The following is an 18726-nucleotide window of genomic DNA, read 5'->3' as shown; positions in this document are numbered from 1 at the left end:
AGCGGGTTTCAGCGATTTATGCAGGTTGAAAAAAACTAAGCCCGGCAGAAGCCGGGCTGGGGCAAGAGCTGAATATCGATCAGCTCAAACGATTTGCACCCACATGATCGGCACCGTCAGCAGCAACACGATTTGCACCAACATGGTCTGCACCATCGGCAGCAACACGATTTGCCCCAACATGATCAGCGCCGTCAGAAGCGAGGCGGTTGGCACCCACATGGTCCGCGCCGTCAGAGGCCAAGCGGTTTGCACCGATGTGATCAGCGCCATCGGCAGCTTGACGGTTTGCCCCGACGTGAGCAGCACCGTCAGAAGCAAGGCGGCCAATATTAGTATGAGAAGAGCCATTTTCAGCAACAACCTGCGCATTAGTGTGTTGAGCGGCATCAACACTTGGAAGTGCAAATGCACTGCTTGCCAAGATGGAGAAGGCAAGGCCGAAGATCAGTTTATTAGTTTTCATGACAGTTGCTCCAGATCGATTAATTAGTAGGTAACTCGGTGTGGAGTTAACTTTACTCGGCTCTGGATTATTAAGAACTCAATCCTATTGTTAACGATCATCGCTGAAATTGATATTGCAAAACTGACCGCTAATTCAGCGACTTAACGGCTGCGGCTGAAGAAAAAGGGCAGTTCACTTGCGTGGCTGCCCCGGTTTTCTGCTGAAAAGGTAGTCGTCGGTCAGTCGGTTTCGATCCGCGAGTGCTTGCGGGTGTCTTTCATGAATACGTAAACCAGCAGCGAGCAGGCGATGCAAGCGGTGACGTACCAGTAATAGCCGGTCTCCATACCGATGCTTTTGAACCACAGCGCAATGTATTCAGCAGTACCGCCGAAGATCGAAACGGTCAATGCGTAAGGCAGGCCGACACCCAAGGCGCGGATTTCGGTTGGGAACAACTCGGCTTTCACTACAGCGTTGATGGAGGTGTAACCACTGACGATGATCAATGCCGCCATGATCAGGAAAAACGCACCCCACCAGCTTTGTATGGTGTGCAGTGTGGTGAGGATTGGCACCGTGCATAGCGTGCCCATTACGCCAAACGCGATCAGGATTGGGCGTCGGCCGACCTTGTCGGACAGCGCGCCCACCACGGGTTGCAGCAGCATGAACAGGAACAACGTGGCTGCAGAAATGCTGGTGGAGTCGGTGATACTCATGCCGACGGTGTTCACCAGGTATTTCTGCATATAGGTGGTGTAGGTATAGAACGCCAGCGTGCCCCCCATCGTCAGGCCGACGACGGTCATCAGCTCTTTGGGATGGCGCATCAGTGTGCGCATCAGGCTTTCTTTAGGTTTGTCTTTTTTGCGCGTGAACGACTCGGTTTCTTCCATTCCACGACGCAGGAATAGCGCGACCACGGCACACAGCGCGCCGATGCCGAAAGGGATACGCCAGCCCCATGAGGTCAGTTGTTCAGTGGTCAGTGTTTGCTGCAAAACGATCAGGACCGCGAGTGCGATCAGTTGACCGGAGATCAGTGTCACGTATTGGAAGCTGGAGAAGAAGCCGCGACGTTCCTTGGTTGCCATCTCACTAAGATAGGTGGCCGAGGTGCCGTACTCACCGCCGACCGACAGGCCCTGCAACAAGCGAGCGAAAACCAGGAGGATCGGCGCTCCGACACCAATGGTTTCATAGCCTGGAGTAAGGGCAATGATTAGCGAGCCGAAGCACATCAACAGCACCGAGGCCATCAATGCTGCCTTGCGGCCTTTGCGGTCAGCATACAAACCCATCAGCCAGCCGCCGATAGGGCGCATCAGAAAGCCAACAGCGAAGATCGCAGCGGTGTTCAGCAGTTGGGCGGTGGTGTCGCCCTTGGGGAAGAAGACTTTGGCGAAGTACAGGGAGAAGGCCGCGTAGACGTACCAGTCGTACCACTCGACCATGTTGCCCACCGAACCGCTGAAAATGGATTTCAGGCGACTCTTGGTGGTTTTTTCGGCTACGGGGGCAGCAGCCGACCCTTTTGACAGAGCGTTGGGGATATCCATGAGGTTCCTGCTAGTGATTGTTTTTAGAGGGCGCGCGCAAATGCGCTCAGGCTCTCCTGATAGCAGGAGATGTGCCAGCGTGCAGGTACTTGATTTAAAAGGGTTTGTGACGTTTTTTGAGCGGTAATTCGCTTATGACGCTGAGATAGATGAGCGGAAAATTGCCGACCAAGCCAATTCCCAAGAAACTGATGAGCCTGTCATCTGCTGCCACAGTGCGGCGTTGCGACGAAGCGGCTCACTCCTCCAGCAATTCCTTCACCCGAATCGAGAGTACCGGCATTGAAAACGGCTTGGTCAGCACGTGCATGCCGGGGGCGAGGGTGCTTTCGCCCAGGACGGCGTTTTCGGCGTAGCCGGTGACGAACAGCACTTTCAACGCTGGGTGCAGCGAGCGTGCGGCGTCCGCCAATTGCCTGCCGTTCATCCCGCCTGGCAGGCCAACGTCGGTGATCAGCAGGTCGATGGCCTGTTTTGATTGCAGTACGTTAAGTGCCGACGGGCCGACTTCCGCTTCCAGCACCCGATAACCCAACTCCTCCAACACCTCACACACGGGGGGGCGCACGGCAGGCTCGTCGTCGACCACCAGCACCGTTTCGCTGCCAGTGATTTGCGGCTGTCCCTGCAGAGTTCGCGGTTCGATTTCTTCGACAATGGTGCTGCCGATGCGCGCTGGCAGATAAATGCACACAATCGACCCTCGCCCAGGTGTCGAAAAGATCTGCACACCGCCGCCAGACTGTCGTGCAAAGCCGTAGATCATCGACAAACCAAGCCCTGTGCCCATGCCAATCGGTTTGGTGGTGAAAAACGGATCGAATGCACGCTTGACCACCTCAGGGGTCATGCCGGTACCCGTGTCGCTGACGCACAGGGCGACATAGTCACCGGCTGGTAGCTCCAGCTCGCGAGCAGTTATCGGACCAAGCTGCTTGTTACTGGTTTCAATCAGCAATTGACCGCCATCGGGCATGGCGTCGCGAGCGTTCAGGCATAGATTGAGCAGCGAGTTCTCCAGTTGATGCGCGTCCACCAGTGTTGACCACAGAGCATGAGTGGCGATGATGTCCATGGTAATCGAGGGGCCCACAGTGCGGCGGATCAACTCGGCCATGCCCTCGACCAAATGATCGATGTCGGTCGGCTTGGGATCCAGTGTCTGGCGGCGTGAAAACGCCAACAGCCGGTGAGTCAACGCGGCTGCGCGGCGTAACGCTTCCAGTGCTGCATGGATGTAACGATCGAGATCGTCGGTTCGACCTTTCGCGACGCGGTGTTTAAGTAATTCAATGTTGCCGCTGACACCCATCAACAGGTTGTTGAAGTCATGCGCCAAGCCCCCGGTCAATTGCCCGACTGCTTCCATCTTCTGCGACTGACGCAAGGCTTCTTCAGCGATACGCAGCGCTTGGGAGCGTTCCTTTTCGGCAGTCATGTGCTTACCGAGGGCAAAGATTACCTCACTGCCCGGCGCGGCGGTCCAGCCGATCCAGCGGTAAGTGCCGTCATTGTGCCGGTAACGATTCTCGAACAGCGGAAGCGCTTGTCCAGTGGCCAGCCCAAGTGCGGCGCGCGACTTCTCGAGGTCATCGGGGTGGACCAGCGTCAGCATATGGGTGCCGATCAGCTCTTCAACATCGCGACCGAGCACGTGGGTCCAGGCCGGATTCACTCGCAGGAAATGCCCGTCGAAGTCCACCATCGCCAGTAGATCCGGGGATATCTCCCACAGCCGATCAAGCTCTTCGGTGCGTTCGCTCAGTTCAGCCGCTTGCTGCTTGGTTGTCGTCACATCCCGAGCGCTGCAGTACATCTTGCCGCCTTCCGGGACTGCAACCCATGACAACCAGCGATAACTGCCATCTTTGCGCCGGTAGCGGTTTTCGAAATTGAGTACTGGATGATTGTGCGCCAAGGCCCCGAACGCCACTTGGCTGCGTGCCAAATCATCGGGGTGAACGAGGTGCCAGTAGGTGAAGCCCGATAATTCCTCATCCGACCAGCCCAGCACTCGTCGCCACGCCGGATTGGTGGTTTCGAAGCGCAAGTCGTCGGCCAATACGGCCAGCAGGTCAGGGCTGACTTGCCAGGTCAGGCCGCGTTGGTGCGAGCGCTCGATGACTTTTCGCTCAAGGTCGGCAATCAGGTCCATGCGACGACTTTCGCTTGATCGCAACGCTCGCTGATCAAGCACGCGACGGGTGGTTTCATTGGTTGTGCAGAACAGTCCGACCACTGCGTTGTTTTCGTCGATCATTGGCGAGAAGGAAAATGACCACCATGTACGCTCCATCTCGCCAAAGCGCGCCATCGTCAGCGGCATGTCATGGCATTGGTAGGGCACTCCGCGCATTGCCTGCTCGGCGAAAGGCAGAACCTGATCCCACACGTCCGCCCACAGCTCAGAGATCGCAGCGCCTTGAGCATTCGCAAGCCTGGGCCCGAGAAGGGGTGCATATGCATCATTGTGAAAAAACAACAACTCCGGTCCCCAGAGCAGATACATCGAATCAGGGGAATTGAGGATCAGGTTCAAGTGGATCTTGAGCACTGCCGGCCATTGGGAAATGGGTCCAAGCGTCGTTGTGCTCCAGTCGATTTTCGCGATGGCGCGTCCTGCCTCACTTTCGCCTGCAGGAAAACCTTGGTATGTGTTCAACGGACAAGCTCCCTATAATGGCCGAACGGGTACCGACAACGCACCGACAGCGCCAAATGCATCCATATGAATATAAATACTGTCGTTTGTTGTTTTTAATCTATTCATATGAGTGTTAGTTGAGCGAAAAAACTGAAAGCGTCTGTAAAGGGTTGACCGTTGAAAGTTGCAAGTGTTTCGCGCAGTTCAATGCCTTCTATCAGGCGCTGGGTATGCAGCACTGGAGAGTGTTGACACCCATTGATTTGGATAGTTGGCGTTCCGACACCGAACCCTCTCTGAGCAAGTGACAGTCTGGAGCAAGGTTTGCCCGCGAAGGCGCCCGTGCCACACCTCGCCTCAATGTTTGAACATCACATGCCGCACGGTGGTGTAGTCCTCCAGCCCATACATCGACATGTCCTTTCCGTAACCGGACAGTTTCTGTCCGCCGTGGGGCATTTCGCTGACGAGCATGAAGTGCGTATTCACCCACGTGCAGCCGTACTGCAAACGTGCCGAAAGGCGATGAGCACGACCGACGTCCTGGGTCCAGACTGACGACGCCAGACCGTAGTCCGAATCGTTGGCCCATTGCAGCACTTGTGCTTCATCATCGAATTTGGTCACTGAGACCACTGGCCCGAATACCTCACGGCGAACGATTTCATCGTCCTGTTGCGCGTCGGCGAGCACGGTGGGTTGGAAGAAGAAGCCGTTGCCGTCGATGGCTTTGCCGCCGGTGATCAAGCGGATGTGCGACTGCGCCATCGCACGCTCGACAAACCCGATCACTCGATCACGGTGCTGCGCAGTAATCAGGGGTCCCAACTCGGTCTGCGGGTCATTCTGCAAGCCGACTTTGATGCTGCTGACCGCTGCTCCGAGCTTCTCGACGAATTTCTCGTAAATACCTTTTTGCGCGTAGATCCGACACGCTGCGGTGCAATCTTGGCCGGCATTGTAGAAGCCGAAGGTACGAATGCCTTCGACCGCTGCATCGATGTCGGCATCGTCAAAGATGATCACCGGGGCTTTGCCACCCAGCTCCATGTGCATGCGTTTGACGCTGTCCGAGGTGCTGGAAATGATGTTTGAGCCAGTGGCAATTGAACCGGTCAGCGAGACCATGCGCACCTTCGGATGCTTCACCAGCGGATTGCCGACAGTCTGCCCGCGCCCGAACACCAGGTTGAGCACGCCAGCCGGGAAGATCTCATTGGCCAGTTCCACCAGACGTAGTGCGGTCAGCGGGGTTTGTTCGGACGGTTTCAGTACCACGGTATTGCCGGCTGCCAGCGCCGGCGCGATTTTCCAGGCGACCATCATCAGCGGGTAATTCCACGGCGCAATCGAGGCCACGACGCCGACCGGGTCGCGGCGGATCATCGAGGTGTGTCCGGGCAGGTATTCGCCCGCTGCCGAACCCCCCATGCAGCGGCTGGCACCGGCGAAGAAGCGAAACACGTCAGCGATTGCCGGCATTTCGTCGTTCAGGGCCGCAAGATACGGCTTGCCGCAGTTGTCGGATTCAAGTTTTGCCAGCTCTTGGGCGTTGGCGTCGATGGCATCAGCCAGTTTCAACAGCATCAGAGAGCGGTCTTTGGGTGCAGTTTGCGACCAGCTATTAAAGGCGGCATCGGCGGCGCGCACAGCGCTGTCAACCTGTGCCTCGCTGGCTTCGTTGATTTCCACCAGCACCCGGCCCAGTGCCGGATTGAACACAGGTTGAGCAGGACCGTCACCGGCGACCAGTTGGCCATTGATCAGCAATTTGGTTTGCATGGTTTGTCCTCTTTTTTGGAGCGAAATAGTGCTCGCAACGATTGCCTTGGTAGACAGCAAACTCCCCGCCGTCCAGACGCCGCCCGGCTCTCCCGCAGGTTATTTATCGTCTGTCCAATCAATGATTTATTTTGAGGGCGGGGCATGGCGGATAACAGATACAAAAACGGCGTGTTCTCACACGCCGTCCTTCTTCTTAAAGCACGTTAGGCGATGTCGCGCAACTCGCGCCGCAGGATCTTGCCGACCGGCGTCATTGGCAGTGACTCACGCAACACGATCTGCTTGGGGATCTTATAGCCGGTAAAGTTCTCCTTGCAGTAGGCCTTCAACTCTTCGCAGGTCAGGCCTGGCTCTCTTGGCACCACGAATAACTTCACCGCTTCCCCGGAGCGCTCGTCGGGAATGCCAATGACCGCGCAGTTGGCGACTTTCGGGTGGCGCATGATCACGTCTTCGATTTCGTTGGGGTAGACGTTGAAGCCAGATACGATGATCAAGTCCTTTTTGCGGTCGACGATGCTGATGAATCCATCCGTATCAATCACTGCGATGTCGCCGGTCTTCAGCCAACCCTCGGCATCCAGTACTTCGGCTGTAGCGTCCGGGCGATGCCAATAACCAAGCATGATCTGCGGGCCTTTGAGGCACAGTTCGCCGCGTTCGCCGATTGGCAACTCAGCGTCTTCGTCATCAATGATTTTCGCCAGCGTACCGGGGAGGGGAATGCCCACTGTGCCCAATCGGCCCTGGTCGCCATAAGGGTTGGCGGTGGCGACCGGCGAGGTTTCGGTCAAGCCATACCCTTCGACTATTGGGCAGCCGGTGAGCTTTTTCCAGCGCTCGGCAGTGGACTTGACCAGCGCCGTGCCGCCTGAGTTGGTCAGGCGCAACGTGGAAAAATCCAGGGTTTTGAACTCTGGATGCTCCATCAACGCTACAAACAGTGTGTTGAGCCCGATCATGGCCGAGAAACGCCACTTCTTGAGCTCCTTGATGAAGCCGCCGATATCGCGTGGATTGGTGATCAGCAGGTTGTGATTGCCGCTGACCATCATGCACATGCAGTTCACAGTGAACGCATAGATGTGGTACAGCGGCAGCGGCGCAACCATGATCTCGCTGCCTTGCTTGAAGATCGGCAGGCCGTCGGGGCCGTGTTGCAACATGCAGGCATAGACCTGTTGCATGTTCGCCACCAGATTGCCGTGGGTCAGCATCGCGCCTTTCGGCGAGCCAGTGGTGCCGCCGGTGTATTGCAAAACCGCGATGTCCTCAAGATCCAGTTGCACGCGCTGTAAATGGTCGCCACGCCCCAGTTTCAATACACGCTTGAATGACACGGCCTGGGGCAAGTGATATTCGGGCACCATCTTTTTGATCTTGTCGACGACCGTGTTGATCAGCCAACCCTTGGCGGCTGACTGCATGTCGCCCATTTTCACTTCGATCAAGTACTCAATCTCGGTATCGGGCAGCACCTCCTGCACGTTTTTGCCGAACAGGTTCAAGTACACCAGCGCACGCGCGCCTGAGTCCTTGAACTGATGACGCATCTCGCGCGGGGTATACAGCGGATTGGTATTGACCACGATCAGCCCCGCCCGGATCGCACCGAATACGGCGATGGGGTACTGAATCAAGTTAGGCATTTGCACAGCGATGCGATCACCGGGCTTGAGTTCGGTGTGTTGTTGCAGGTAGGCGGCGAAGGCTGCGGAGTGGCGATCCAGCTCGGCATAGCTGATGGTCACGCCCATGTTGCTGAACGCTGGACGGTCTGCGTATTTTTTGCAGCTGCGCTCGAAGACCTCGACCACTGACTTGTATGCGCGCAGATCCACCTCGGAGAGTACGCCCGCCGGGCGTTTATCGTTCCAGAAGTCAGGTTGCATATTGTTTTTTTCCTCTTACCTGAGAGTGCTGGCCGCGTATCGATACGCGGGTGCTTGCCGGACGTTAGCAGCTAACCCCCGGAAGGCAAATAGACCGCACAGCGTCATCAGCAATGTGAATCTTGCCGGTGTCGGACGGTCATCTGTCATCGGCTATACACTCATATCAGAGGACCGACACGCGGCTTTTCAAAACAAATTCTTACAAGGCCATGGAAATGCCATGAAACACGAAGCGTTTTGGCTCGATGCCAGTGACCACACCCGTTTTTACGTCAATGCCTGGATTCCCCTGACAGGACCGAAGGCGATCATCATGCTTGCCCACGGCATGGCCGAACACAGCGGTCGTTACGCTCGACTGGGCTCGGCGCTGAGTAAGGCAGGGTTTGCGCTGTATGCCCATGACCAGCGTGGTCATGGCCGAACCGCCGCCCACGGCGTGCTCGGGCATTACGCCGATCAGGATGGGTGGATCAAAGTGGTGGGCGATATAGCCAGTCTCTGCCAGGACATCGGTCAGCGGCATCCCGGATTGCCGGTTTTTTTGCTGGGTCACAGCATGGGCAGCTACATCGCCCAGGCTTACCTGCTGCATCACAGCGCAAGCCTGCAAGGCGCCATACTCAGTGGCTCAAATTTCCAGCCGGTCTCGTTGTATCGCAGCGCGGCGATCATCGCCCGACTCGAACGTTGGCGCCAAGGCGCCACAGGTCGTAGCACGCTGATCGAGTTTTTGTCATTTGGCTCATTCAACAAGGCGTTCAAGCCTGTACGCACATCATTTGACTGGCTCAGCCGCGACGCAGCCGAGGTCGACCTGTATATAAAAGACCCGATGTGCGGGTTTCGCTGCACCAATCAATTTTGGTTGGATATGTTGGGCGGGCTGCAGCAAGTCAGTAAAACCGCCGAACTTGCGCAGATCGACCGCAGCCTGCCGTTACTGATTATGGGCGGCGAATGTGATCCGGTGAGTGAGGGCAAGCGTCTTAAGGATCTTGCCGGCGCCTTCAAGGACACGGGTCATCAGTCAGTAACGCTGAATATCTACCCGCAGGCGCGGCACGAAATCTTCAACGAAACCAACCGCGACGAAGTCACCCGTGATTTACTCGCCTGGCTCGAACAGGCGCTGGCCGAGCCACGACCGCGCCGAACGGAATGATCGTCAAGGATTTCGATTTTTTCATTTTGAATATTTATGTCACAGGATCACCTAATGACCGAAGTCACCAACACCCCGTACGAGGCTCTCGAAGTTGGCCAGACCGCCAGCTACAGCAATACCGTGCAAGAGCGTCACATCCAGTTGTTCGCCGAAATGTCCGGAGACCGCAATCCGGTTCACCTGGACGCTGAATTCGCAGGCAAAAGCATGTTCAAGGAACGTATCGCGCACGGCATGTTCAGTGGCGCGTTGATCAGTGCTGCGGTGGCCTGTGAACTACCTGGGCCGGGCACGATTTACCTGAGTCAGCAGATGACCTTCCAGAAGCCGGTGAAGATCGGCGACACCTTGACCGTGCGTCTGGAGATTCTGGAGAAACTACCGAAGTTTCGCGTGCGCATTGCGACGCGAGTGTTCAATCAGAATGATGAGTTGGTGGTCGATGGCGAAGCCGAGATCCTGGCGCCACGCAAGCAGCAGACAGTGCATCTGACGGAGCTGCCAACGATTACGGTGAGTTGACGTAGGAGTCAATGGGTTGGCTAGGCGGCTGACAGGTTGTATCAGGTGCGCCGCCTCGCGAATAGATTCTCCCCTACAGAATGTGTGTGTTTCTCCTGTAGGGCGAGCTTGTTCGCGTAGGAGATGACTTGGCCCAAGCAAAATCCAGGCAAAAAAAATGGGCAACCGAAGTCGCCCAAAATGCCTTGCGTGCTCTTTTTATCAAAGCAGATGCATAACCGCGTGCTCTGCTGTAACCCTGTTCGATGGATGTAGATTAACCAGAGACGACTTGGAGGGTGTTGACCCAAATCAATGCCGTAGCTCACTCCATGGGAGGAACTCGGCAAGACGGAGCAGGGATCAAAACAGCGGAAGGAGGTTCAGCGTTTTTTCGGTTTGCTCTTGGGCTTCTTCTTGCTTTTGCCCATCGGCAGTGCTTTCTCGAAGGCCTGGCGTACTTCGTTGAGACGTTTGTCGTTGAGGTCATGCGCACGCTTGGCACGTTCGGCGCTCAGGTCTACCAGTTTTTCGTCATCGCTCATGGCGGGCGGCTCTCGCATTCGTAATGCAGGCAATAATGCGCAATCGCGCCTCGCCTGACCAGCGTCGTCCGCTTTCAGACTTTTAAATCCAGCCACAGCCCCTTGCGCGGCTCGTCGTCGATGATCGGTACGACCGGTACGGTGTTGTCCGCGTTCAACGATTCCCCAGGCACCGCCAGCGGTTCCTCTTCTTGTGCAGAATGGCGATCGGCGGCGCGGCGGTCACTGCGTCGGCGTTGTTGCCTGCGCTGTTCTTCACGCAGCAGCAACACGCCCTGTTCGGGATCACGCTCACCCAGATCGATGGTGGTTTCACTGGAACTCGGCTGTACCGGCGTCACTGGCGCAATATTCGGGGTTGACCTGGCCGGGTCTAGCTGCGAAGTCACGGGTGCTGCACTTAAAGGGATTAACGGTGGCAGCATGTTAATGGTCTCCTGATACCAAGCCTGTCGGCAGCTTTCCCGTCGACTTGAGTCGTGCGACGCGCAAGTTTCGACTATGTTTTTTTCAACAAGTGCCGACTCGTGGGCAACAGCCCAACAAATACGGGCGTTTTTACAATGTATCTTTGGCCTGAGCGCCTTGTTCCGTTACCATAGTCGGCTTTTTCACGGCGGGAGTCAGGCAGCATGGCGCAGCAGTATCAACCGGGGCAACGCTGGATTAGCGACAGCGAAGCCGAGCTGGGTTTAGGCACCGTTCTGGCACAGGACGGTCGGTTGTTGACCGTGCTCTATCCGGCCACTGGCGACACGCGCCAATACGCGTTGCGCAATGCACCGCTCACACGCGTGCGGTTCTCCCCTGGCGACGTGATCACGCACTTCGAGAACTGGAAAATGACCGTGCGCGAAGTCGACGATGTCGATGGCCTGCTGGTCTACCACGGGCTCAATGCACAGAATCAACCTGTGACGCTACCCGAAACTCAGCTGTCGAACTTCATCCAGTTTCGTCTGGCCAGTGACCGCTTGTTCGCCGGGCAGATCGACCCGCTGCCATGGTTTTCACTGCGTTATCACACGCTGGAACACACCAGCCGCCAATTGCAATCCTCGCTGTGGGGCCTGGGCGGCGTTCGTGCGCAACCCATCGCGCACCAGTTGCACATTGCCCGTGAAGTCGCCGACCGCATTGCGCCGCGTGTCTTGCTGGCGGACGAAGTCGGCTTGGGTAAAACCATCGAAGCCGGTCTGATCATCCATCGCCAACTGCTCTCGGGCCGGGCCAGCCGTGTGCTGATACTGGTGCCGGAAAACCTCCAGCACCAATGGCTGGTCGAGATGCGCCGCCGCTTCAATCTACAGGTCGCGTTGTTTGACGCCGAGCGCTTCATCGAGAGCGATGCCGGCAACCCGTTCGAAGACACCCAACTGGCGCTGGTGTCGCTGGAATGGCTGGTCGAGGACGAAAAGGCTCAGGACGCACTTTTTGCAGCGGGCTGGGACATGATGGTGGTCGACGAGGCTCATCATCTGGTCTGGCACGAAGACAAGGCCAGCCCTCAATACTCGCTGGTCGAGCAACTGGCCGAGGTCATTCCCGGCGTGCTACTGCTGACCGCGACCCCGGAACAACTCGGTCAAGACAGCCATTTCGCGCGCCTGCGCCTGCTTGACCCAAACCGGTTCCATGACCTACAGGCCTTCCGCGCCGAGAGCGAAAACTATCGCCCGGTGGCCGAAGCCGTTCAGGAACTGCTCGATCAAGGTCGCCTGTCGCCCAAGGCTCATGAAACCATTCACGGTTTCCTCGGCGTCGAAGGTGAAGCTTTGCTGGCGGCCGTGGCCGATGGCGATACCGAAGCCAGCGCCCGCCTGATTCGCGAATTACTCGATCGTCACGGCACCGGCCGCGTGCTGTTCCGTAATACCCGTGCCGCCGTGCAGGGATTCCCGGAGCGCAAGCTGCATCCCTATCCGCTGCCTTGCCCTGCCGAGTATCTCGAACTGCCGATTGGCGAGCATGCCGACCTGTATCCGGAAGTCAGCTTCCAAGAGCAAGTGGATACCACCGAAGACGAACGCTGGTGGCGCTTCGATCCACGCGTTGACTGGCTGATCGATACGCTAAAGATGCTCAAGCGCGTCAAGGTCCTGGTGATTTGTGCTCACGCTGAAACCGCGATGGATCTGGAAGACGCGCTGCGTGTGCGCTCCGGCATCCCGGCCACGGTTTTCCATGAAGGCATGAACATCCTTGAGCGCGACCGCGCCGCTGCTTACTTCGCCGACGAAGAGTTCGGCGCGCAAGTGCTTATCTGTTCGGAAATCGGCAGTGAAGGGCGTAACTTCCAGTTCGCACACCACTTGGTGCTGTTCGATCTGCCAGCTCATCCAGACCTCCTGGAGCAGCGTATCGGCCGTCTGGACCGGATTGGCCAAAAGCACATCATTGAACTGCACGTGCCCTATCTGGAAACCAGCCCGCAAGCGCGCCTGTTCCAGTGGTACCACGAAGCGCTGAACGCGTTCCTCAACACCTGTCCGACCGGCAACGCCCTGCAACACCAGTTCGGCCCGCGCTTGCTTGCGCTGCTTGACGGTGGCGATGACGACGAGTGGCAGGCGCTGGTGGACGAAGCCCGCAACGAGCGTGTGCGCCTGGAAACAGAACTGCATACAGGTCGTGATCGTTTGCTGGAACTCAATTCCGGTGGCGCTGGCGAAGGCGATGCCCTGGTGGAGGCGATCCTTGAGCAAGACGATCAATTCACCCTGCCTATCTACATGGAAACGCTGTTCGACGCATTTGGCATCGACAGCGAAGACCATTCGGAAAATGCCCTGATTCTCAAGCCCAGCGAGAAAATGCTCGACGCCAGCTTTCCACTGGGCGACGACGAGGGCGTGACCATCACCTACGACCGCAACCAGGCACTGTCGCGCGAGGATATGCAGTTCCTTACCTGGGAACACCCGATGGTGCAAGGCGGTATGGATCTGGTATTGGCGGGTTCGATGGGCAATACCGCCGTCGCGCTGATCAAAAACAAGGCGCTCAAGCCTGGCACCGTGCTGCTTGAACTGCTGTATGTCAGTGAAGTCGTTGCGCCACGTTCGTTGCAGTTGGGTCGCTATCTGCCTCCTGCTGCGTTGCGCTGTCTACTGGACGCCAACGGCAACGACCTGTCGGGCCGTGTGTCATTCACCACCTTGAATGAGCAACTGGAGAGCGTGCCACGTGCTAGCGCCAACAAGTTCATTCAAGCTCAGCGCGATGTGCTCAATCCGCAGATCAACGCCGGTGAAGCCAAGATTGCGCCTAAGCATATCGAGCGTGTCGCCGAGGCGCAGCGTCGATTGGCGGCGGACACCGAGGAAGAACTCGCGCGCCTGACCGCGTTGCAAGCGGTCAACCCGACCGTACGCGACAGCGAACTGGCCGCACTGCGCGAATTGCGTGAGCAAGGTCTGGCGATGCTGGATAAAGCAGCGCTGCGTCTGGAGGCCATTCGGGTGTTGGTGGCCGGATAAGGCCTTCGTTTTATAGGCGCGTGTTTGCCCATGATGGCGTCAGGCCGGTGTTGAGTTATCGACTGACACGCCGCATTCGTGGGTAAGCGCGCTCCAGTTAGCCGCATTCTCCCTGCGAGAGACGCTTTCTTTATAAATGTCCGCGAACACTCTTTTCAAACACACTATAACTATCTGAATAAAAGAGATTGTCTGTAGGCGCTGCTCCGTGTTTGCTGCACGATAGCGCGGCGTCTGGACGAGGGGCGATCTCTCATTTCAAAATAGTTGGAAGAATGCCCCAACAACAACTGGCTAACTCAAACGCATATCTATAATAATAGTGAAGTGCCACTATTCGTGCGAACGATGGAAACTTTGGTTTAAGGACGGATGGGGCAGGCTATGGATTGGCTGGGCTTACACTTTATCTCTGCGCTCCCTGCTGACGGGCGTTTGTTGCTGAACTGCAATCACAACCCCTATCTGGTTTTACTTGCCTATCTGGTCGCATGCTCAGCGAGTTTCGCCATGCTGGACATCGCCGAGCGAGTGGGGCACGTGGAGAGCGCCAGCGCCAAGCTGCGCTGGCGAACGCTGGGCGCGTTGTGTTTGGCCGTGGGTATCTGGGCCATGCACTTTATCAGCATGTTGTCGTTCCAGGCGTCTCTGGACATCCATTACGAACTGCCGATCACGGTCGCATCGCTGGTTATCTCATTAGTCGCCGGGATAGTGGCGATGCAAGCGCTGAATCAGGTTTCATTGCGGTCGGGTCAGTACCTGCTGGCCGCCACTTGCATGGGCCTGGGCATCAGCGCCACGCATTACGTCGGCATGTCGGCGATGCGTTCTAGTGCAACCCAATACTACGATCCATTGTTGTTCGGCCTTTCGATCCTGGTCGCCATTATTTCGAGTCTTGCTGTATTGATCCTGGCAATGCACCTTCGCAAGGGCAGTGGCCTGATTCATCAACTGCTGAAATACGTTGCCGGCCTGGTACTTGGCGCAGGGATCGTCAGTACGCATTTCATCGGCATGTGGGCGCTATATCTGGTGGTGCCCGTGGATGCCAAACTGCACATGTCCGGTACCCAGAACGGGCTTGAACTCAGCTTGACCGTTGCATTGATTGTCCTGCTGATCATGGCCGGCAGTATTAGCGCTGCATTGGCCGACAAGAAACTTCAAGGCAAGGAGCATGACCTCAGACGCGTCAATGCCCTGCTCAGCCAACTCGATCAGGCCCGCGTTTCGCTGCAACAGGTGGCGCACCAAGACGCCCTGACCAATCTGATCAACCGTCGTGGCTTGAATCAAATCTTCGCCGAACGGCTGACGGAGCAAAAGCTCAACGAGGGTGGGCTGGCGGTGATGTTTCTCGACATCGACCATTTCAAGCGCATCAACGACAGCCTGGGGCATCACGCGGGCGATGAACTGCTGAAAGTCATCGCCGAGCGCATACGCAGTGCAACTCGTGCGCATGATGTCGTTGCGCGTTTTGGCGGTGACGAGTTCTGCATCCTCATCCCTCTGCACCATGCCGAGGAAGCGCTGCATCTGGCGCAACGCATCATGCAAAAGATGAAAGAACCTATTGAGCTGGCGGGTCGGAGCATGGTCATGAGCACCAGCATTGGTGTCAGCGTGTACCCCGAAGACGGCGACACCTGGGACGAATTGCTCAAGCACGCTGACCTCGCGCTGTATCAATCCAAGGGCCTGGGACGTAATACGGTGAACTTTTTCAGCCCAGACCTGAAAATCAAGGCCAGCCTGGAACTGCACCTGGAGGAGCAATTGCGTAATGCGTTGCACGAAGAAGACCAACTGCAGTTGTATTACCAGCCCATTGTCGACCTGCGCACAGGGCATATTGCCAAACTGGAAGCGCTGGTCCGCTGGCAACATCCGATCCATGGGCTGCTGACGCCGGAGCGTTTCATCACGATTGCCGAGAACAATGGCTTGATCGCCGAGGTAGACAATTGGGTCCTGCGGCGCGCTTGCCATGACCTTGGTCAATTACGCAGCGTCGGCTTTGAGACGCTGACCATCGCGGTGAACTGCTCACCTCTGAATCTGGCGCGCGACGCGCTGGTGGACGAGATCAGGCAGGCACTCAGTGAGGCTGACGTTCCAGGACACAGGCTTGAGCTCGAAATCACGGAAAGCGCGCTGATGGGCAATATCAGCCACACCATCGTGCTGCTTAAGGAAATCCGCAAATTGGGTGTTGCTTTGTCAATCGACGACTTTGGCACCGGCTACTCGTCGCTGGCCTACTTGAAGCGTTTGCCGTTGGACACTGTAAAGATTGATCGCTCGTTTATTCTCGATATTCCCGCCTCGCCGCAAGACATGGAAATCGTTCAGGCGATCATCCTCATGGCTCACACCCTGCGCCTCAAAGTCATCACCGAAGGGGTAGAAACCGCAGAGCAATTGGAGTTTCTGCGCGAATATGGCTGCGATTACGTACAAGGTTATTTGTTCGGCAAGCCTGCGCCGCTTGCCGATTTGAGACCTTTGATGCAACAGCTTAATCAGTGCAAACCCGTCGGCGTCTGGCCTTCGGGCACGGTGTTTGAAGCCGCGCGACTGAGCATGAACGTGTTACCCCTGCAAGATATCGCAGGGACTGTAGACCCTGGGGCAGACCGCTTTCGTTCGCCCCCGATACGCTGACGCTATGACCGACCACTCAAGAACGCGCTCGCGCACCTCAAAACATCTCAAGAAACCTGACGAAACGCCGACAACCCGAGGGTTACCCCTGAGTCGAGGCTAGGGTTAAACCCTATCGCCGATGGCTGATATCCCACTGTACAGTCGGTTTTTCTTTTTTGTGATGGCGCGATGACATCTAAGCGTCCTCCTTCAGGCAATGGCGCGCAATGACCAATAAAATCGAGGCTTCTGGCACTGTATCTAAACTGCTGGAAAATGTGCTGGCCGAGCACACCGTGGTGCCGCAAGGTGCTTATCTTCCTCAGCCGACCCCTGCCAAGTCGTACCTGTATTTCACTGAGACCGACACTGATCGCATTCTCGACAACCTGGACGGTCTGCGCGACATCGTGTTCCCGCCCTCGCTGCATTTTGAAGACAGTGAGGCGCGCAACGACCAACAGTTTCCGTCGGTTTGCCTGATCGGCCTGGGTCGCTGCGGCTCCAACATCGCACTGGATGTAGCTGAGTTGGTGTACAACGCGCGTAAATTCTATCTGAATCAACTCAACAACGATGACCGGCTCAGGGAGGACAAGGGTTACAGCCCTGGACGCTGGATTCGCAACAACCTGCGTCTGGTCCAGAGCAAAGCCAGCAAACCGGTGTTCCTGGTCGAACCGCTGGTGATGCTTGGCGACCTGGACAAGGACATCGCCGGGCGCATTCGTTTCTCGCGCAAGGGCGAGAAAAGCGGTTTTATCAAGGACTACAGCAAGATGAAAATCATGGACCTGTCGGAGGTTCATGCGGGCGGTTCGGGTAACGCGCCGATCCTCGGTCAGTATTTGGCCAAGATCATCCTGAACAAAGACACCGAGCATTTTTCCAGCGCCGACTGGAAGCTGATCCACTCTTATCTGATTGACTCATGTGGCATCAAAGCCAACCAGTCGCGCCTGTACTTCTACATTTTCAGCGCTGGTGGCGGTACCGGTTCGGGCATGGCCTCGGAATTCGGCCTGGCCCAGCAGTTCTCGTACATGAACAAGACCTTCGACACCAAACCCGCCAGCGAGAACGACAGCAAGCGCGGTCGCTCCTTCGTCTTCGAGCCGATTTTCACCAGCGGCATTTGCGTGCTGCCGAACATTTCCGATCACCGCAGCGAAATGTCCGAAGCACTGCACATCAACGCCGGGCGCCTGCTGTGCAAGTACTTGGCTGAGGAGTGGGACTTCTCCTACAACTTCGAAAATGAAGACAGCAGCGAAGCCAGTGTCATGGGCCGTATTCGGCCCTGGAACGCGATGATGCTGATCTCCAACGACATCATGCGATACGCCGAACAAAGCGATGACGGCACCATCGAGAACATCGACGTCAACGCCATGGAGCGTCACGCCAACCAATACATCTCGCAGCAGATTTTCAACATCCTGACGGCGCAGGCGGTTACCACCGACTACGACCAGAATTATTTCCGTCGTGCCGGTATCGACATCGGTGAAACCATTCGCCTGGACGCCAACGACCTGTTCATGAGTCTTGCGGGGCCAGTGGCCATTGCCTACGCCGAATCGGTGGTCCCGGAAACACCCGCAGCTGGATCGGACAAGCTGAAGATTTTCGAGAAGGAGCCGCCGCGACTGGACATCGACGACCTGTTCTTCCGCTCTATCGACCTGCCGCATTTCAACAAGATGACTCAGGCAATCGAGGGTATCAGCCTTCTGCCGATTGAGTCGCGGCGCTATCGTGCGGCGCTGGATCAGTACAAGACATCGGGTTACGACGCTGCAGCGCTACACGATCTGCACTTCTTCAAAAATTGCTCGTCGGTGGTCTCGATCGTCTCGCTGCCCAAGGATTACAAGCTGTCCTACATGGACCTGAACCGCTTGAAGACCCACCTCAACAGCCTGTTTCCCAACACCACGCTCAAGCGTTATGCATTGGTGATCGGCGCTTCGGCCAACCTGTCGCTGACCACCTTGATCGCCAAGAGCCCGTGCCTGTCGGATGACTTCCTGACGCTGATCGT

Annotated in this window: 12 protein-coding genes; 5 read left to right on the top strand and 7 right to left on the bottom strand. The window is 56.8% G+C overall.

Annotation, left to right across the window (positions count from 1 at the left end; all coding sequences use genetic code 11):
* Window positions 1-79: 79 nt before the first annotated feature.
* The 5 genes from VGC62_RS15865 to fadD2 form a co-directional block, all read right to left on the bottom strand.
* Window positions 80-466 carry a hypothetical protein gene (locus VGC62_RS15865; protein ID WP_331188031.1) on the bottom strand — a complete coding sequence of 129 codons (387 nt, stop codon included), beginning with the start codon at window positions 464-466 and terminating at the stop codon, window positions 80-82.
* Between the two features lie 221 nt (window positions 467-687).
* Window positions 688-2010, bottom strand: coding sequence for an MFS transporter (locus tag VGC62_RS15860; RefSeq protein ID WP_331188030.1), 1323 nt, complete (start codon window positions 2008-2010; stop codon window positions 688-690).
* Window positions 2011-2248: 238 nt separating this feature from the next.
* Complete coding sequence (locus VGC62_RS15855; protein WP_331188029.1) at window positions 2249-4672, bottom strand: PAS domain S-box protein; 2424 nt, start codon at window positions 4670-4672, stop codon at window positions 2249-2251.
* 339 nt (window positions 4673-5011) lie between these two features.
* Complete coding sequence (locus VGC62_RS15850; protein ID WP_331188028.1) at window positions 5012-6436, bottom strand: gamma-aminobutyraldehyde dehydrogenase; 1425 nt, start codon at window positions 6434-6436, stop codon at window positions 5012-5014.
* A gap of 206 nt (window positions 6437-6642) precedes the next feature.
* Window positions 6643-8331, bottom strand: a complete 1689-nt coding sequence (gene fadD2, locus VGC62_RS15845) for a long-chain-fatty-acid--CoA ligase FadD2 (protein ID WP_331188027.1) — start codon at window positions 8329-8331, stop codon at window positions 6643-6645.
* A gap of 223 nt (window positions 8332-8554) precedes the next feature.
* Between fadD2 and VGC62_RS15840 the strand changes: the two genes are divergently transcribed.
* Both VGC62_RS15840 and VGC62_RS15835 read left to right on the top strand, forming a co-directional pair.
* A complete protein-coding gene (locus VGC62_RS15840) occupies window positions 8555-9499 on the top strand; it encodes an alpha/beta hydrolase (RefSeq protein ID WP_331188026.1) in 945 nt (314 codons plus the stop codon).
* Between the two features lie 54 nt (window positions 9500-9553).
* Window positions 9554-10024, top strand: coding sequence for a MaoC family dehydratase (locus tag VGC62_RS15835; protein ID WP_331188025.1), 471 nt, complete (start codon window positions 9554-9556; stop codon window positions 10022-10024).
* 362 nt (window positions 10025-10386) lie between these two features.
* Here the strand turns inward: VGC62_RS15835 and VGC62_RS15830 are convergent, their stop codons facing one another.
* On the bottom strand, window positions 10387-10548 hold the full coding sequence (locus VGC62_RS15830; RefSeq protein ID WP_331188024.1) for a hypothetical protein: 162 nt from the start codon (window positions 10546-10548) through the stop codon (window positions 10387-10389).
* Between the two features lie 74 nt (window positions 10549-10622).
* The gene (locus VGC62_RS15825) at window positions 10623-10973 is read right to left on the bottom strand and encodes an aspartate-semialdehyde dehydrogenase (RefSeq protein WP_331188023.1); all 351 of its coding nucleotides are present in this window, start codon (window positions 10971-10973) and stop codon (window positions 10623-10625) included.
* Between the two features lie 207 nt (window positions 10974-11180).
* Here VGC62_RS15825 and rapA point away from each other — a divergent pair, with 207 nt between their 5' ends.
* The 3 genes from rapA to VGC62_RS15810 form a co-directional block, all read left to right on the top strand.
* Window positions 11181-14027, top strand: coding sequence for an RNA polymerase-associated protein RapA (rapA, locus tag VGC62_RS15820; RefSeq protein WP_331188022.1), 2847 nt, complete (start codon window positions 11181-11183; stop codon window positions 14025-14027).
* A gap of 384 nt (window positions 14028-14411) precedes the next feature.
* Entirely contained in the window at window positions 14412-16700 is a 2289-nt protein-coding gene (locus VGC62_RS15815; protein ID WP_331188021.1) for a bifunctional diguanylate cyclase/phosphodiesterase, read from the top strand.
* A 209-nt stretch (window positions 16701-16909) separates the two neighbouring features.
* A partial coding sequence (locus tag VGC62_RS15810) for a hypothetical protein (protein WP_331188020.1) occupies window positions 16910-18726 on the top strand: 1817 nt, incomplete at its 3' end.

Origin of the sequence: Pseudomonas sp., assembly GCF_036404235.1 — a bacterium.
Taxonomy (GTDB): Bacteria; Pseudomonadota; Gammaproteobacteria; order Pseudomonadales; family Pseudomonadaceae; genus Aquipseudomonas.
The sequence above is the reverse complement of the archived record's forward strand: the minus strand, read 5'-3'. Positions and strand labels throughout refer to the sequence as shown.

What these genes read in the sequence shown, in the direction of transcription:
- VGC62_RS15865 (WP_331188031.1), bottom strand. Translation starts at nt 466, where the DNA reads ATGAAAACTAATAAACTGATCTTCGGCCTTGCCTTCTCCATCTTGGCA.
- VGC62_RS15860 (WP_331188030.1), bottom strand. Translation starts at nt 2,010, where the DNA reads ATGGATATCCCCAACGCTCTGTCAAAAGGGTCGGCTGCTGCCCCCGTA.
- VGC62_RS15850 (WP_331188028.1), bottom strand. Translation starts at nt 6,436, where the DNA reads ATGCAAACCAAATTGCTGATCAATGGCCAACTGGTCGCCGGTGACGGT.
- fadD2 (WP_331188027.1), bottom strand. Translation starts at nt 8,331, where the DNA reads ATGCAACCTGACTTCTGGAACGATAAACGCCCGGCGGGCGTACTCTCC.
- VGC62_RS15840 (WP_331188026.1), top strand. Translation starts at nt 8,555, where the DNA reads ATGAAACACGAAGCGTTTTGGCTCGATGCCAGTGACCACACCCGTTTT.
- VGC62_RS15835 (WP_331188025.1), top strand. Translation starts at nt 9,554, where the DNA reads ATGACCGAAGTCACCAACACCCCGTACGAGGCTCTCGAAGTTGGCCAG.
- VGC62_RS15830 (WP_331188024.1), bottom strand. Translation starts at nt 10,548, where the DNA reads ATGAGCGATGACGAAAAACTGGTAGACCTGAGCGCCGAACGTGCCAAG.
- VGC62_RS15825 (WP_331188023.1), bottom strand. Translation starts at nt 10,973, where the DNA reads ATGCTGCCACCGTTAATCCCTTTAAGTGCAGCACCCGTGACTTCGCAG.
- rapA (WP_331188022.1), top strand. Translation starts at nt 11,181, where the DNA reads ATGGCGCAGCAGTATCAACCGGGGCAACGCTGGATTAGCGACAGCGAA.
- VGC62_RS15815 (WP_331188021.1), top strand. Translation starts at nt 14,412, where the DNA reads ATGGATTGGCTGGGCTTACACTTTATCTCTGCGCTCCCTGCTGACGGG.